This is a genomic window from Zobellia sp. OII3, from assembly GCF_002211465.1.
Classification (GTDB): Bacteria; Bacteroidota; Bacteroidia; order Flavobacteriales; family Flavobacteriaceae; genus Zobellia; species Zobellia galactanivorans.
Window position 1 is genome coordinate 1,586,021 of sequence record NZ_MWRZ01000001.1, and the last position, 16,242, is coordinate 1,602,262.

Genomic DNA, 16,242 nt, shown 5'->3' on the forward strand with positions numbered 1-16,242 from the left:
GTGCAATTGTTATGATACGAATTACTAAAAAATACTTTTTTTCAATTTTATTTCTGGCATTGTCACTTGGTTCGTGCGATGACGATATTTTAAATCAAACTGACCCAAATAGAATTTCCACCGATAGCTTCTGGAAAAATTTAGACGATACAAATAGTACGCTAACCGCCACGTACGCTACATTATTCGATCATTATATACTTTGCTTGGTGGAAGAATCATGGCGTTCTGATATGGGGTGGCCTGGATTTGGGAGGCCAACACCAGGTGACGGACAGGGGAGAACCTATTATTATAAAACATATACCAATAGTGATAATTCCATACAAAAGAAATGGGAGGGACTGTACCAAGGGATATCTAGGGCGAACCAGACAATTAGCGGTCTTGAAAGTTTAAAGGGAACGGTCAATGAAGACGAATGGACATTGCAAATGGCCCAAGCCCGTTTCTTTAGAGGTTTGTTCCATTTCTATTTGCATACTTCCTTTAATGAAGGGAATGTGATTTTAAGGGACAAGGTTCCCGTAACCCAAGAAGATTTCAATAAAGGGGTTTCGCCCTCTGGCGAAGTCTTAGACTTTTTTAGGGCCGATTTAGAATATGCATACAAAAATCTACCGGCTAAGTATGAAAACCTTAGTGCTGACCAAGGCCGGGTAACCGCAGGAACGGCCGCTACTATATTAGGAACAAGTTTTCTCTATGAAGAAGAGTATACAAAGGCACTTGATTTATTTAACGATGTCATTGACAATCCCGAGTATGGATATAGACTCGTAGATCCGGAAGTCCTCTTTACAATTGAAGGAGAGTTTAATTCGGAATCTATTTTCGAGATTCCCTATAATGTTATTCATAGGCCAGAGCTGAACCAATGGGATGAGTTGAGTCAAACAAACAGGTATGGTTTTCTCTTTTCGGGTGTTACCACGTCTATGCCGGCTTGGATCCAATACCGATACAAGACGGAACCTATGGATCCATTGGACGAAAGAAATTATTATGTCGATGCGATAGAGGGACGAAAATTACGCAATGTTCCTTTAAGGGCTTCACAAATGGTAACCTTGGTCGAAGATGAGCAAACCCTGTATTATTTAGACGATAATGTTAGCGAAAACATGAAAAAAGGAGCAAGGGGCTGGGGTTTCGGACATTCTAAAAAATACAGTAACCACGATCATCTAAAAAGTGAAGATGATAACCCGAAAGGTTCATGGAATTCAGGAAAGAACGTCATTGTTAATAGATTGGCGGAAGTGTACCTCATGCGTGCTGAGTGCCATATTCAAATGGGTAATCTTTCCGAGGCCTTGAACGATATAAACACAATTAGAAAAAGATGGGGGCTACAGCTATTAGGTCCTGTTAAAGATGGCGGTCATACCTATGACGGCCTTATGTACACCGCACAAACCTTAATGGATCATTTAATGTACGTGGAAAAACCCCTGGAATTGTCAAATGAGGGGCATTCCATTCGATGGGCCGACCTAAGAAGGTGGGGCATTATAAAATCGAATTTTGATAGATTGGCAAGTGAAGTCTATTATGCCGTGCCTTATAATTTTACAAGATTGGACGGTACCAAAGGGTGGAACGACGCATCTGTGATTATGGGGCCTGAACCGGCCGAATTTGAATTGTTGGTCGATTTTGAATACGATTTGACAGCCGAGAATTATAATCCCGAATTACACGATTATTTGCCTATTCCTCTGAGTGAAGTAACCAGCAATTCAAGTATTGACTAACCGTTAAAGCCCATTTATGAAAACTATAAAATTAGTAATGTTATGTTTTTTGGCACTGCTGTCGAGCTGCCAGAATGACGATGAATATGAAGCTCCTGATGCCTTGTCCGATATGGCGTGGTACACTAGTGTGTTTCCAGGTTCCCCGTTTAACGTATCTGCGGAAAAAGACTTTATATCCTTTTTAGATGCGTCACAAGGTGCCATCACCCATGAATGGGTCATTGAAGAGGGTAGCTTCTTTTTGAGACCAGGTTTTACGGCCGGTGATTCATTGCCTACTTTTATTGACGAAGAACTAGGTTTGACCAGCACCGATAAAACGGTTCACGTAATGTTCGTGAAAGAGGGGCTCAATACAGTTTGCCTAAAAAATACATTTGGCGAACAGGTTACGATACAGACGGAGGACGGACCTATTTCGGCAGTTCAAGATGGTGATGAGTGGGTATTTGAAAAGTGTTTTGAGGTGGATGTCTTTGCAAAAGATGTAAAACCTGCTTTTAAAGTTCTTAAAGATGGTGAGGAAATTTTAAATATTGGGGCAGATGATAAAACAAGTGATGATCCGAGTACATGGCCCGTTGTTGATGTTGAAGTAAACAAAACCTTGACCTTCGTAGACTTATCCCTTGTAGGACGGCCCAACTTTAGAACCTGGAATATAACCGGAACGCCTGAAACATCGAACGATTCTATTGTCGAGGTTGCTTTTTTGAATTTTGGGACCACCACGAATGTGGGTAATATAAGGTCTTCTCGAATAGACCCTTTACCCCAAACCTCAAATTTTAGGGCGATTCCTTTAAAGGTTAGGGTGGTTTCTTCCTCTCAACCCTTTGAGATTTTGAGTGAAATCACCGAAGATGAAACGGAAAAATTATCATTTCAGGTTGCAGGTGTAATTGATCAAGCTTCCTTGGTAGGGGAGAATGGAAATTTCACCGTGAACGTTGTAAATGCGGCCGCCGGATTTGATAAAGATATTGCGGTACAATCAATCGGGGTAAATGAGACCGATGGGTCGATTCTTGAATTGACCTTGGCAGAACCTATTTATAATTCTGATGAGATTTTGGTGTCATATGTCGGGGGTGATATCCAATCCACTGATAAAAGAACATTGGAAATATTCAATGATAAAAAAGTAATCCCGCACCTAGGGGATAGTGTCCTTGAAGCCGATGAAAGATATAGCTTCGAAATTGAAGACGATAGGGGAGATGGCGGTAATACCGCAGGCTTTTGGACACAACATAACAATCCATGGTATTTCTGGGGAACTCAAGAAATTACTGCAGCTGATGGAGTACGTGTGGTAAGGTATCATGCCGATGATTTTTCGGCCGCACCCGATGTTTCTTGGTTGTGGGGTCTACCGGCGGCTGAGACCGCGGCGCTTGTGCCCAATGCGGGAACCTACAGGCTTTCCATTGAGGTCTTTAGGGAATCGGGTTCCACTATCGGGGCCTTGGCGCTCAACACTAACCCCGATTGGGTCGTAAGTGTAATTGATTTTAGTGAGGGTCCTGATGGACAATGGATAAAATATTCGGCAGATATTCAGTTGACCGGAGCTATGGAAAGATTAAATTTGGGCGTAAGAAAGTTTGACAATCCGGGTGTTTCCGGATCCCAGACCTTTTATATAGACGATATACGGTTAACCCCGCTGGAAGCCCGTCCGTAAACATAATTATTAACGCATTGAGTTAGTTGAGTTTTTTCCCTTTGGCGTGAATTGCGCCAAGGGGAAATTAAACTATACTTTTTCAACCTAAAATCATAAACTATGTAAGATACTAAGAAAGATCGCCCCTAAAACAATTATAAGGATTGCCCCTTACAATCATATCTTAAAACTTAATATTAGAAGGACTTCTAAGTCTTTTCGCCTCTGACTTTTTGTTGGCGGATAGGCTATGGAAGTTATACTATAACCTATAATAGAACCTATGAAAAATAGAATTTTAATCCATTTTGCCCACCTTGTTATTGCATGTCTTGTGGGCTTTACCTCTGTGGCCCAAAGAACAAGAACCCCCCAAATAAATATCGAGGATTTTTCGGGTACCGAAGAAGAAGCCGAAACTAAAATAGAAGCCTTGAACAAGCGTATTTTAGAGGCGGAAGAATTGGGGATAGACCCTACAAAAGAGAAAATGGCCGTACGGCTTGCCGAAATATTCTTGTTCTATGCCAACTGGGACGAGAAAAATAAAACAGCCTATGAGAAGATGTTCGATGGGTTACATACGTTTCATGGAACTACGGCTAAAAATCTTGCTGAACACTTACCTTCCTTTGAACGTAGCGAGGTAATCACCGTTCTCGATAACGCTATGGCCACTTTAAACCGGTTGATCGACGGAGAGATAACCCGAAAACCGATACCTAGTATCGATTGGACCCGAATATCCTATGAAAACAACAAACAGGTACTTGATGGGAAACCGATTTTTTTAGCGGATTATACCTGGCAAAAAGATAAGGCCGGCCCATATGATATAACTACTTATTTTGGAAATTACGGAAGTTTTTATATGGATGCAAACATGGTGGAAAATGAAGCAGGAGATATTTCGCCATGGGTCTTGGGCGATATAAGCGGTAGACCCTCAGGTAATTTTGGGGTATTGTTTATAGGGCATACCCGTATTCCTAGTTGGTTGGAAACAAAATATCCTGATATACGTATAGGTGGAGGTCTTTTTACAAAGTATGATATTAGTAGCCCTGGAGCCAAGGAAGTTATGCGAAAATTGTTCAAGGGGACCATTCCCAATCTAAAAGGAAAGAAATATGTTGAGCAGGGCTATATGTTGAGCAACGAACCCCATTGGAACCTGTCGGGTACTTGGGAGACGGTTCAGCTCTCTAACCACGCCAAGGATAGTCTTAGGGATTGGTTAAAAAACAAACACGGCGATATTTCTAATTTGAACACAGTATGGGGCAAGAATTATTCGAGTTTTGATGAGGTGTCCGTAACCGTTCCGATGCCCGAAACCGAGAGAGGTGGGCCCGTATGGTACGATCTTATGAAGTTCAATCAGAGCCGCGTGAACAACTGGTTTTCTTTTTTGCATGATGAGGTGAAAAAATACGACCCTGATGCCAAGACCCATATTAAACTGATTCCCTCCCAATGGGCGGGAAATGATAGACATCATGGATTGGACTTTGAGATGTTGACCAGCATAACGGACCATATCGGTAACGATGCCGGGGCAAAAAACTCACTTCGGTGGGGGGCGCCACAAGATTGGGAAGACCGGTACCATTTTTTCTGGAGGGACCTCAGTATGTCCTATGATTTTTTTAGGTCGGTTTCTCCCAATAAGGTCAATTACAATTCCGAAGTTCACTTTTTGCAGGCTCCTGCCTTTACAGATTTATTTTTAGACCGAAAATATGTAAGGTCGGTTTATTGGCTGGCTGTTCTACAAGGTATGAATTCAGCTCAAACTTGGTTTTGGCCTAGACTTGAAGATGGGTCGTTGCGACTGGGCCACGATTCTGAAAAAGAATTGGCAGGTTCTCCAATTAACCAACCGCAGGTAATACATGAGATTACATCTACCATGATGGATATAAATTCATATTCGGAACATCTTGATGCATTGCAGAATTTAAGGCAGCCCATTAGAATTTTTTACTCGGAAACATCGGCCATTAACAAAAAGAAGCATATGGATGAGCTCTTCGAAATCTATGAATCACTCTATTTTGAAGGCCTGCCCATAGGTTTTGCGACAGAAAGGATAATCACTGGGCAAAACAATGCACTGTGGGATGTTATTGTTGTAAACAAGACGGAATATGTAACGAAGGGGGAATTGGAAGCACTACAGGCTTACCTAGACCAGGGAGGTACCATTATTGTAGATGCCGAAAGCCTTAAAAAAGATGAATATGGAAGAAGTCATGGCCTAGGGTTGAACACGGGAAAGGGAGGAAAAATAATTTCTAGTGCATCGGCATCGGATGTGGTTTCCAGTGCTTTGGGAATTGCCAAGGCAAAAGGAAGGTTCCCGAATGTAACTTTAAAGGAAACCAATGGCTTAGGTTTAAAAGGCTGTGTTTCTAGAGGCTATAGAAGTCCACAGGGAGAAGATATTATCAATATTATAAACATCGGAAAAGAAAGCGCCAATATAGAACTACAACTGAAGAATACTTCTGAAGATTTGGTCGTCGTTGATTTGTTGACGGGAGAGAAGTTAGATGCTAGTTTTGTTATGGAACCGGAAACCGTGTATTTGTTGGAGGTGAGGAAAAGAACGGCAGATGACAACCGGTTTGAAGTTTCCACTACCGAAGAAACCTGCCACGATAAAGATAACGGAGAGGTAAATATTGTTGCTGATTTAGAACAAAACTACACGGCAACCTTTAATGGGGAAAAGTTTGATTTTACAAAAGACCTGACCATAGACAACGTGTCACCGGGTAAGTATGAATTGTGTGTTGAAACCAAAAACCAAGAGGATAAGGCCTGTTATCATCTAGAGGTAAAAGAGGCTGCCGTCATATCGGGTAAATCTTCCGTTGCATCCAAAAAAATGACTTTGGATATCGAGAAGGGAACACCGCCATTTCGGGTGCAGGTTAATAACAATCAAGTATATCAAACCAATTCAAAATCCTTTACCGTAAATGTTGAGGATGGCGACCTAGTTCAGGTCCGGTCCAATAAGGATTGCGAAGGGGTGCTTGAAAAAATCGTAGGCCCCTACGACGATGTGTCCATTGCCCCGAACCCTACGGATGGTTTGGTTGAGATTCATTTGCCTACACATAAGGACACGGTTCAAATTGACCTATTGAACCTTCAGTCCCAATTAGTTTCCTCAAAAGTCTATACGATAACCTCGGGCAAGGTTACGGTTGATTTAAGAAATCGGCCATCGGGTGTTTATTTTGCAAAAATTATGCTCGATAAAGTGGTGAATGCAAAAATCATAAAAAAGTAAAAAGGCAATAAAAGTGCTTGTACGTTTGTTCGTAACGGCAATTTTTATTGGATTATGTTCGGGTGGCGGTGATGATCCGCCATCCGTACCTAAAGATAATAAGGAGCCATTCGCAGTAGCTGAACCGATATTCCGCGCTGATAACGAGTGGTGCGCAGACCATATGTTAATTTTTAATGGAGCAAAGCTGTAGACCCAACCGCCCGATCTTGGACTTGGATGGGGGAATCGCAGCTCAAGGCATTGGATTTTCCAAAGGTGAGTGTAATCAATACTATAGAGTAGATAATCCATCCTAAAGATAAACTCGCTATCGACCATCGTTTAGCTTTTGAAGCCGGCCACAGCAAAAATCAAAGGACGGACCGTAGTTTTAAAATCAAAGGAAATTGAAGCTCCAATTTATATCCGCTATGCCTTTTCGGGGAAACCGGATGTCAATTTAGTCAACGGGGCCGATTTGCCTGCCTATCCTTTCAGAACAGGTACTGGTGAATAGTATAAAATAGCTTTAACGAACTGAAACCTGGTTAATGAAAACCGAAAAAAAACAACATTTTGAGCCCCAAATTGAGATTTTGGCCGTTAAAAACATCAATTTATAAGGGTGGATTTTACAGCCGTCAATGGTACAATGGAGTATTGGGATATAAGCCGTCATAACTCTAAATGGCTTTTTTATTGGGATACCGGGCTTGTAAAAAGATGAAGGCAGGAGGGAAGCTTTGCTTAGATCAGTTAGAATTATTAACCCATTTTCTGTATTTAACGATTTCCTTAAGACGAAATTAACATGGGCTTGGCAATATTTTAGTAAGTTTGCCGCAAATGCTTCAGGGTCGTTTAAAACATATCAGCTCGTATTTCTTACTTGTTCTTTTCCTTTCTGTGAAAATGGCAGGTCTGCACGTGTTGTCTCATTCTGAAGATAAAGACCATGCCGTTCATTGTACGGTTTGTGATCTGACTACCGCACATAATCTAGTTCCGGCTATTGCTCCGGATGTTCCTGATTTCACGGTAAACAATTTTGAGGAAATTTCCCTTCAAGAATCCGATGCCGAATATACCTTTGTGGTTAGCGGTACAATAGATTCCGATCAACTCTTTTCTAGGCCTCCTCCGTTTAGGCTATAATCTTTCCTGTACATTTCTATAGTTCTAACACCACGTAGGTGATGGGTTTTGAGTAGGTTTTTGCTCCGTCCTGAGTCAGTTTATATGTGGTTTGCTACGGTAATCCGTGGTCGGTATGCTTCGTTTTTTTTGAGTGTATCTGTTTGAACACTAGTTGTGTACAGTTGTAAAAGGACGCGTTTCCGCGTTCTTGTTCTCTTAATTTTTCTAGTTTTTTAGCAATCAGTATGATGTACAGATTATTGGGCATGTGGCTGTGTTTTAGCCTATGCTTGGTAGCCCATGCACAAAGCACTTTTGATGTCGAAGGTGTGGTGTTGGACGGGCATACCTTAAAACCGATCAAGGATGTAAACATCCTCAGTAAACCCTTTTTTGCCATTTCCAACGACAACGGCGAGTTTAAAATTTCCGATGTCCCCAAAGGAAAATACACCTTTACGGTAAGCCATATTGCTTATGGGCTACAGCACCTTGAAATCGAGGTAGATAGCAACCATAAACCCTGGGTAATAAGGCTTCAGGAAGCCGTGACGAACTTGGAGGGGATAGAGCTTTCCGCAACAACGGATGGGCGTAAGGCACAGGAGTTGGCGACGATTTCCGTGGCGGTTTCAAAGGCGTTTTTGGAGGGGAACAGGGAGAACAGCCTTATGCAGACCCTTAAGAAAATCCCCGGGGTAAGCACTATTTCCATCGGTTCTGGACAATCAAAACCCGTTATCAGGGGGCTCGGTTTTAATCGCGTAAGCGTGGTTCAGAACGGGGTAAAACACGAGGCCCAACAGTGGGGTAATGATCACGGACTTGAAATCGACCAGTACGGTATAGAGAACGTTCAGATCATAAAGGGGCCGGCCTCCCTTCTGTATGGATCTGATGCTATTTCGGGAGTGGTGGATATCGAGCCGCCTAGTGTGCCAATACCCCACACTTTTGAAGGCGAAGTGAACCTGCTGGGTGAAACCAATAACGCCCTCTTGGGGGTCTCAACGGGAGTTCAAGGGCGAAAAGAGACTTGGTTTTACCGCGGGAGACTCACCTTGAGGGACTACGGGGATTACAAGGTGCCAACCGATAAAATTCGGTATGAGAGCTATATTTTTGACCTGCATGACAATCACTTGAGGAATACGGCGGGGCAAGAGGCCAATGTAAGTTTCAGCCTGGGCTATCTGGGGGATGGCATTAAGTCGGAAACCTTTTTTAGCAATGTTTTTGCCAAGAATGGATTCTTCGCCAATGCCCATGGCCTTGAGGTGAGAACTTCCGCCATCGATTACGACGGGTCGAGCCGCGATGTCGATTTGCCCTTTCACCAAGTGAACCATTTCAAGGTGGTTAACAACACCACTTTTTTTAAGGATAAGCATATCGTACAGCTCGATTTCGGCTTTCAGAACAACCAAAGGGAAGAGCACTCCGAGCCGGTGCCCCATGGTTATATGCCCAAGCCTGCCGATAGTAGGGAGCGGATATTTAGCAAAAATACCCTTTCCTTGAACGCAAAAACCACTTATAAGCCCAATGAAGCACATAGTTTCGTGTTCGGACTCAACGGTGAGATGCAAAATAACAATATTGGCGGCTGGGGGTTTTTGATACCCGAGTACGAGCGCTACAATGTTGGGGCATATGTATTTGACCATTATAAGCTTAACGCGAATTTTCATTTACAGGGAGGGATACGCTACGATTGGGGGCATATGTCCACCCAAGGGTATCGCGATTGGTTTCCGTCTACGGTCAATAATGCCGACGGTACCACGTCTTATGTATACATGCAACGGTCACAGGAAAGGAGCCTAGACTTTAACAGTGTCAATGGTTCGGTGGGCCTGAGCTATCATAGCAACAAGACTATCTACAAGTTGAACCTGGGCAAGAGTTTTAGAATGCCCTTGCCGAACGAACTGGCTTCAGATGGTGTCAATTATCACATGTACCGCTATGAAAGGGGGAATATAGACCTCGACCCCGAGCGATCCTACCAAATCGATGCGGATATTGAACATAAGGGAAGCAGGTATCGCATAGGTGTAAGTCCCTTCTTGAATTTTTTCGGAAATTTTATTTATCTCAATCCTACTTCCGGTTACAACGAGTCGCTACAGGTTTATGAATATGTGCAAAGTAAGGTGGTCCGCTATGGGGGAGAACTTAGTGCAGGGGTAGACCTTAATGCTTCCTTAAGTGCCGATGCTTCGCTGGAGTACGTCTATTCGAGGCAGACCAGTGGACCGAAGAAAAATTTTACCCTTCCTTTTTCCCCACCGCTGTCCGTCTTGTTCTCTATCAATTATCGGTTTAACGATTTGGGCTTTCTGACCGAGCCCTCCCTCAATGCGGATCTGCGGGTTACGGCCGAACAAAATAAAATTGTCCCTCCCGAAGAACGCACCGATGGCTACCAGGTTTTGAACCTTTCCGCCACGGCCAAGTTGAACTTGCCCGGCTTCGAGAGGCCTACCCGATTACGGGTAAAACTCAACAATGTATTCCATACCGAATACTACGACCATACCAGCTTTTACAGGCTTATAGATGTGCCGGAGGCCGGTAGAAATATATCGCTATCAATAACAATTCCTTTTTAATAATTAATCAAATGAAGTATAACACCCAAAACAAAAGTAAAATGAAAGCAAATTTTAAATTATCAATCTTTTTCGCATCCTTGATCCTATTTTTTAGCGCTTGTAGCAGTGACGATGAAAATCCTAGTGTGACAGCTCCCGTAATTTCCGATTTTGAATACGGCGCAGGAAGCGAACACTCGACCGACCGCGTAGCGTATAAGGGCTCCGATATACATTTGGAGGCCGCTATAACGGCCGAGGCTGTGGTGAAGAGTATCTCGGTCGATATTCATTCCGATGATGTGACGCCTGCAGAGGGCGAAGTGGAGTGGCATTTTGAACAAAGCTATACCGATGCCACGTATCTCGTTAAAAACCCAACTTTTCATGAGCATATTGATGTTCCTTCAGATATTCCTGCCGGTGAATACCATATAGTCTTAACCGTTACCGACGAAATGGGGAACAGTACCGAGACGGAAGCCCATTTGCAAATTTTGGATGTGATCGCAGTAAGCGATTTTTCCATGGATGAGTCCGTAGTGCGAGGGGAAGATTTCCATGTTGAATTTCAGATAAGTGCAATTCACGGGATTCACGAACTTATGGTCGATGTGCATGCCCACGGACTCACCGTAGGCGAAGGGGAAGTAGAGTGGGACGGTGAATTCAATTACGGTGAAAAATACCACGAAGCCACCGAAGCGGAATTCCATGAGCATATCGACGTGCCGGTAAGCGCTCCCGTAGGCGAATACCATATTAAGTTTACCATTACCGATGAAGAGGGAAACACTTTTGATTACGAAGCGCATATTGATGTAGTCGCCCCCTAGTACTTAAGGCCATCAAGCGGTTATCCCTTGGTGGCCAATTTTTAATTCAAAAATCATTTTATGAAATCAATAAAATATGTTTTTCTGTCTACCCTGTGCCTCTTGTTTTTGGCTTCGTGCTCAAACGGGGATGACACCGATGTAGACGACGAAAAGCCATCTATTAGTTTGGCCGGAGGGTTTCCACAATCATGCACCGAGCTTAAGCGGGGAGAGACCTATATTTTTAAGGCAAACGTTAGTGACAACGTCGGGCTTTCTGCCTACAGTTTAGATTTACACCATAATTTTGACCATCATACCCACGACGATCAAGGTAGTAAATGCGAGCTTAGTGCAAAGAAAACTCCTGACAATCCCTTGATTTTTATGGAAAACTATACCCTTGAACCGGGTAAAACCTCCTATGAGATCACTATTGAATTGACCATACCCCAAGATGTGGATACCGGAGATTACCATTGTGCCTACTCGGTTACCGATGTTACGGGTTGGCAGGGCAGGACCTCGGTAGATGTCAAGATTGTAGAGTGATTTTTTTTGATTTCCGCCTTTTACCGGTAAAAATTATTTTGAAAGTGTAAGTGCGGACTGGCCGTTTAAAATATAAAACAACGGTAGAAAAAAAAGGCTACCCAACTTTTTGTTGAGTAGCCTTTGCTATATGGCTAAAACGAATAAATAAGAACTTGCCTTAGAAGGTAAAACCAAGTCTGGCATAATAGAAAGCCCCGGCAAAACCCATTTGAACGGCATCCCAATATCCGCCTGAATCTGAATCTGCATCTTGTTGGTCAGGGTAAACATTGAAAAGGTTGTTGCTGCCAACGTTTAATTTTAAGCTCTCTGAAAGCTGGAAACCAAAATTAAGGTCGGTAACTGTTTTAGCTCCATAATAATCCGGTACTAATCCATAATCGATCAATTCTATTTCACTGAAATGAGTGAAGCTTAAGGAGGTGTCAAACCAACTTTTATCGTAAGTAAGGTTTAGGTTTAATTTGCTGTCAGGTGCAGAGGCTAGCAAAAAAGCCTTGTCCCTTGGACCAAAATACGTGCTCTCGTCAAGGCTGCCGTTGTGTATGTTTTCGATTTTCATGTTGTTGAAGTTAGCCAAGAAGGTTGCTCCAAACGAACTGTCTTCGGAAAGGGTGTTCTTGTAGGACAGAATAACATCTAAACCGGTTGTTTTTGTATCCACTCCATTTACGAAGAACTGGGCGGAGTTAACGTTAGGTATCTGTGGTGCGGGAAAAGCTCCGGTTAGAACAATACGGTCTTTAATATCAATGTAGTAACCATCTACCGTTGCGGTAAAGTTACCCGCTTTGGCCGTAAAGCCAAGTGCGGCGTTAAATGCTTTTTCTTCCTTTAAGGGGCCTATGCCAAAAGAAGCCGTTACCGGACTGTTGTTGGGTGATAACAGGGATTCGGACGCTTGCCCACTGACAAAGTCGGTGTATTTAAGGTTGTAATAAATCTGTGCCAATGATGGGGCCCTGAACCCAGAACTTACGGAACCCCTTATGTTGATGTTCTCGGTCGCTTTGTACCTAGCGGCTAACTTACCATTGGTAGTGCTTCCGAAATCACTAAAATATTCAAAACGGGCAGCACCGCTGACCAAGAACTTTTCGGTTATATCAAGTTCCAAATCCCCGTACAAGGAAACGTTACTTCTGCTTCGGTCTATTTCATTGGCCGGGCTATAGCCAGGGAATCCTTGTGAGCCTCCAGGTCTTTGTTCACCTGTTATTGGGTCCGTAGGGATGGTTTGCGTAGCGGGATTGGTAATCAGGGCCCTGTCTATATCAAAAGTGCCGTATGACGATGCCTCGCCGGCAAAAATTTCAAAATTTTCAGTCTTGTACTCCGCACCAAAGGCTAGGTTCATGCCTTCCATGATATCTTCGTAGAATTTAGAGATGTCCAAATTCGTAACGTTTTGGCTAAGGCTATGTCCGCCTGCGTCGAAATCGACAGGTGATGTTTCTTCAAGGGAGGCGTTCAACGAACCTTTAATGAAGTAATGGAACAAGTTTTTTCCAAAAGTGTTGCTTATATCTACGTTCCAGCCGTTTTCCATCTCTGTACGTATTCCGGCCGACACGGAGTTGTCAATAATATTAGATGTGATACGTGGGGTAAAGCCATTAGGGTAAATACTGACCACGTTTCGTTCCGTAGGGTTGTTACGGGTAAAGGCAAAGGCATCGGTGTCTCTATAGTTTCGACCACCAAAAGCGTAAAATTCGGTGTTTTCCGAAACAGGAATATTTACGTTTCCAAAGAAATTAAATCCATCTATGGCAGCTTCTCCAAATCCTCTCCTAAAATCAAAACCAGGTCTTAGTATTTTGTTTTTGGCGATGTATTCGGTAGTAAAGTTGGCATAACCTTCTTCACCTATCTTGACCCCGTAGTTGGCGGCGAATTTGATGGAGCCCCCGTCAAAGCTCTGGTCTTCGCCAATTGCGTTTCCATCTCTTTCCGTGTCTAGGCGGTTGCCGTCGGTATTAGGTGTTCCATCGGGAAAATCGCCTTGGGCATTGGTGTTGTAAGCGCCGTAACTGATGGAGCCCGAAAGTTCGTCGGTTCGGTCTTTTAATACGATATTAATTACGCCGGCAATGGCATCGGAACCGTATTGTGCCGAGGCTCCGTCCCTTAATATTTCGATTCTTTTGATGGCCGAAGCGGGAATGGCATTAAGGTCGGTGCCTGTGTTGCCTCTACCGCGTGTACCGAATACATTGATCAATGAAGATTGGTGCCTTCTTTTTCCGTTGATCAAGACCAAGGTCTGGTCTGGGCCAAGTCCGCGTAAGGAAGCGGGGTCAATATGGTCGGCCCCATCGGAACCTGATTGCTTGTTGGCATTGAACGATGGCGCGGCATACTGTAGCAATTGGTTAACTTCTATTTTACCGGTTTTTGAAACCACGTCTGCCATGGGAATGACATCCACTGCCGTTGCGGTTTCCGTAGAAGTTCTATTGGGGTTTCTTGAGCCCACAATGACTACGTTGTCTAATTGTGCGGCAGCTTCCTTTAGAATTACATCTAGTGAACTTTGGTTGCCAACGCTGATTTCCTTTGTTTCAAATCCTATATACGAAACGATTATAATGGCCGATTCATCGGCTAGGGTCAGGGTAAAGTTCCCGTCAAAATCGGTTTGGGCGCCTGTGGTGGTGCCTTTGATGACGACACTGGCGCCCGAGAGCGGATTGCCTTCTTCGTCTTTTACGCTACCCTTAACCTCTCTTTCTTGTAGAGTGTCGGTACGCTGTGATATTTTGGTCAAAACAATCTGTTTTCCGTTTATTTCAAAGTTGAAAGCGGCTTTTTGGGCCAGTTTTTTCAGTACTTGGTCTATGGCCTCGTTATTGGCGCGAAACGAAATTTTCTTGGTGTCGTCTATTTCCTTTACGTTGTAAAAGAAGCTGTAATTTGTTTGTGCCTTTATGTCTTTTAAGATACGTTTGAGCGGTACATTTTCGTAGTCGAGCTCTATCGTCGTGGACGAGCCCGTACGGGCACTCGCTTGAAAGGCGATAAAAAAGACGGAAAGCAGGTTCAACATTATTTTTAGGTTAATCTGTTTAAGCCGCCTTGTGGCCAAGGCGCTGTGTTCAAGGTCTTTTTTCATGATCATAAAGTATTTGATTGTTAGTAATAGTTGTTTTTAAAGCCTGTTAGCTTTTGCTCTCTATTGTTATAAGGTTTTGGTTTCTAGTGTAATTAAAAGGTGTGCTTAGCGAAATGGTGTTAAGTACGGCCTCTATGGTTTCGTTCTCGAATTCCCCCTTAAACACCTCGTTGTTCAAATGTTCCGCCTTGTTCAGGAATTTTACCTGATGAAGCCTTTCAAGCTTGGTCAAGATTTCCGAAAATTTAAGGTTGTCGATTATCAGTTTGTTATGCATCCATGCGGTAAACTGTTCGGTGTCGACTTTCACCTTACTAAAGCTGCTTTCGTTTTTTTTGTATTTCGCCTGAAAACTAGGGCTCAGTTCTATTTCGTTATCAGGACTGTCAGACTCAAACATACTGACCTTGCCCTCGATTAGTGTAGTGGCTATATTTTCATCAGTATCGTAAGAAGAAAGGTTGAATTGTGTGCCCAACACTTTTACGGCTACATTTTGGGTGACGACCAAAAATGGTTTTTTCTCGTTCTTGGTCACATCAAAATAAGCTTCACCATCTAGAAAGACGGTTCTTGCGGTCAGGGCTTCGCTGTTGAGGTTGGATGGGAACTTTAATTTTGTGCCGGCGTTCAGCCACACTTTGGTGCCATCGGACAACCGCAGTTTAAATGTTTGGCCATGTGGAATGTAGATTTCGTTGTACGCATTGGAATTTTGGTCTTGATCTTGAGAGGCATTGAAGCTTAATACGTCGGTGTCCTTATCGGCTATTATATTTCCTTGGGCGTCGGTCAATATTTCGTTGCCGTGGCCGCTAAGGATTTGCGTACTTCCGTCGGCCAAGGTGAGGGTTATCTTTTCTTTTGGGGTGTCTCTTGTTGATATTTGCGAAGGTGTTGGTTCGGTTTTGTTCGATTGTGTACCTGTTATTTGTATTCCTAAAACTACAAGGATAAGCAATGCAAGGGCATAAGGTATGGCGGAAACTAGGCGTTTTCTTTTTCGTTTTTTAGCGGAAATTTTTGCCTTGAAACCGGCAAAGCCGGTTTGTGGGTCAAAATTCGGACTTTGTTGATGCTGCCACTCTCGAATACACTTTTTAAACAGGTCCATGTTGGCATCACTCTTATGAACCCAAGCTTGTAAGTGTTGGCGCTCATCGGTAGAGATGCTTCCTTTTAGCCATTTAGAAATTAATTTGTGGTAATTCATGAATATTTACACCTTTTAACTTAAAGATGCATAATTGATAAAAAACCCCTATGGATGTGTGATTTTTATTTAAATTTGAATGAATACCATTG

The 16,242-nt window shown here is 43.1% G+C and carries 9 protein-coding genes; 7 read left to right on the plus strand and 2 right to left on the minus strand.

The annotated features are described in order from the left end of the window. Positions 1 to 11: 11 nt before the first annotated feature. The 7 genes from B4Q04_RS06550 to B4Q04_RS06580 all read left to right on the plus strand — a co-directional run bounded on the left by B4Q04_RS06550 (position 12) and on the right by B4Q04_RS06580 (position 11,819). The gene (locus B4Q04_RS06550; protein ID WP_088696305.1) at positions 12 to 1,757 is read left to right on the plus strand and encodes a RagB/SusD family nutrient uptake outer membrane protein; all 1,746 of its coding nucleotides are present in this window, start codon (positions 12 to 14) and stop codon (positions 1,755 to 1,757) included. 16 nt (positions 1,758 to 1,773) lie between these two features. Next, on the plus strand, positions 1,774 to 3,447 hold the full coding sequence (locus tag B4Q04_RS06555; protein ID WP_123772339.1) for a hypothetical protein: 1,674 nt from the start codon (positions 1,774 to 1,776) through the stop codon (positions 3,445 to 3,447). A gap of 265 nt (positions 3,448 to 3,712) precedes the next feature. Next, positions 3,713 to 6,733: a beta-galactosidase gene (locus tag B4Q04_RS06560; protein ID WP_088696307.1), complete on the plus strand. Its 3,021-nt coding sequence runs from the start codon at positions 3,713 to 3,715 to the stop codon at positions 6,731 to 6,733. 828 nt (positions 6,734 to 7,561) lie between these two features. After that, positions 7,562 to 7,870, plus strand: coding sequence for a hypothetical protein (locus B4Q04_RS06565; RefSeq protein WP_013993666.1), 309 nt, complete (start codon positions 7,562 to 7,564; stop codon positions 7,868 to 7,870). 227 nt (positions 7,871 to 8,097) lie between these two features. Then, a complete protein-coding gene (locus tag B4Q04_RS06570; protein ID WP_088696308.1) occupies positions 8,098 to 10,467 on the plus strand; it encodes a TonB-dependent receptor in 2,370 nt (789 codons plus the stop codon). Positions 10,468 to 10,508: 41 nt separating this feature from the next. Continuing rightward, entirely contained in the window at positions 10,509 to 11,285 is a 777-nt protein-coding gene (locus B4Q04_RS06575) for a DUF4625 domain-containing protein (protein WP_046287885.1), read from the plus strand. 60 nt (positions 11,286 to 11,345) lie between these two features. Next, positions 11,346 to 11,819, plus strand: coding sequence for a DUF4625 domain-containing protein (locus tag B4Q04_RS06580; protein ID WP_013993669.1), 474 nt, complete (start codon positions 11,346 to 11,348; stop codon positions 11,817 to 11,819). A gap of 160 nt (positions 11,820 to 11,979) precedes the next feature. On the opposite strand, the gene B4Q04_RS06585 is transcribed toward B4Q04_RS06580, so the two are convergent. Further along, the gene (locus B4Q04_RS06585) at positions 11,980 to 14,937 is read right to left on the minus strand and encodes a TonB-dependent receptor (protein ID WP_236630978.1); all 2,958 of its coding nucleotides are present in this window, start codon (positions 14,935 to 14,937) and stop codon (positions 11,980 to 11,982) included. A gap of 46 nt (positions 14,938 to 14,983) precedes the next feature. Then, a complete protein-coding gene (locus B4Q04_RS06590) occupies positions 14,984 to 16,150 on the minus strand; it encodes a FecR family protein (RefSeq protein WP_088696309.1) in 1,167 nt (388 codons plus the stop codon). Positions 16,151 to 16,242 lie beyond the last annotated feature (92 nt).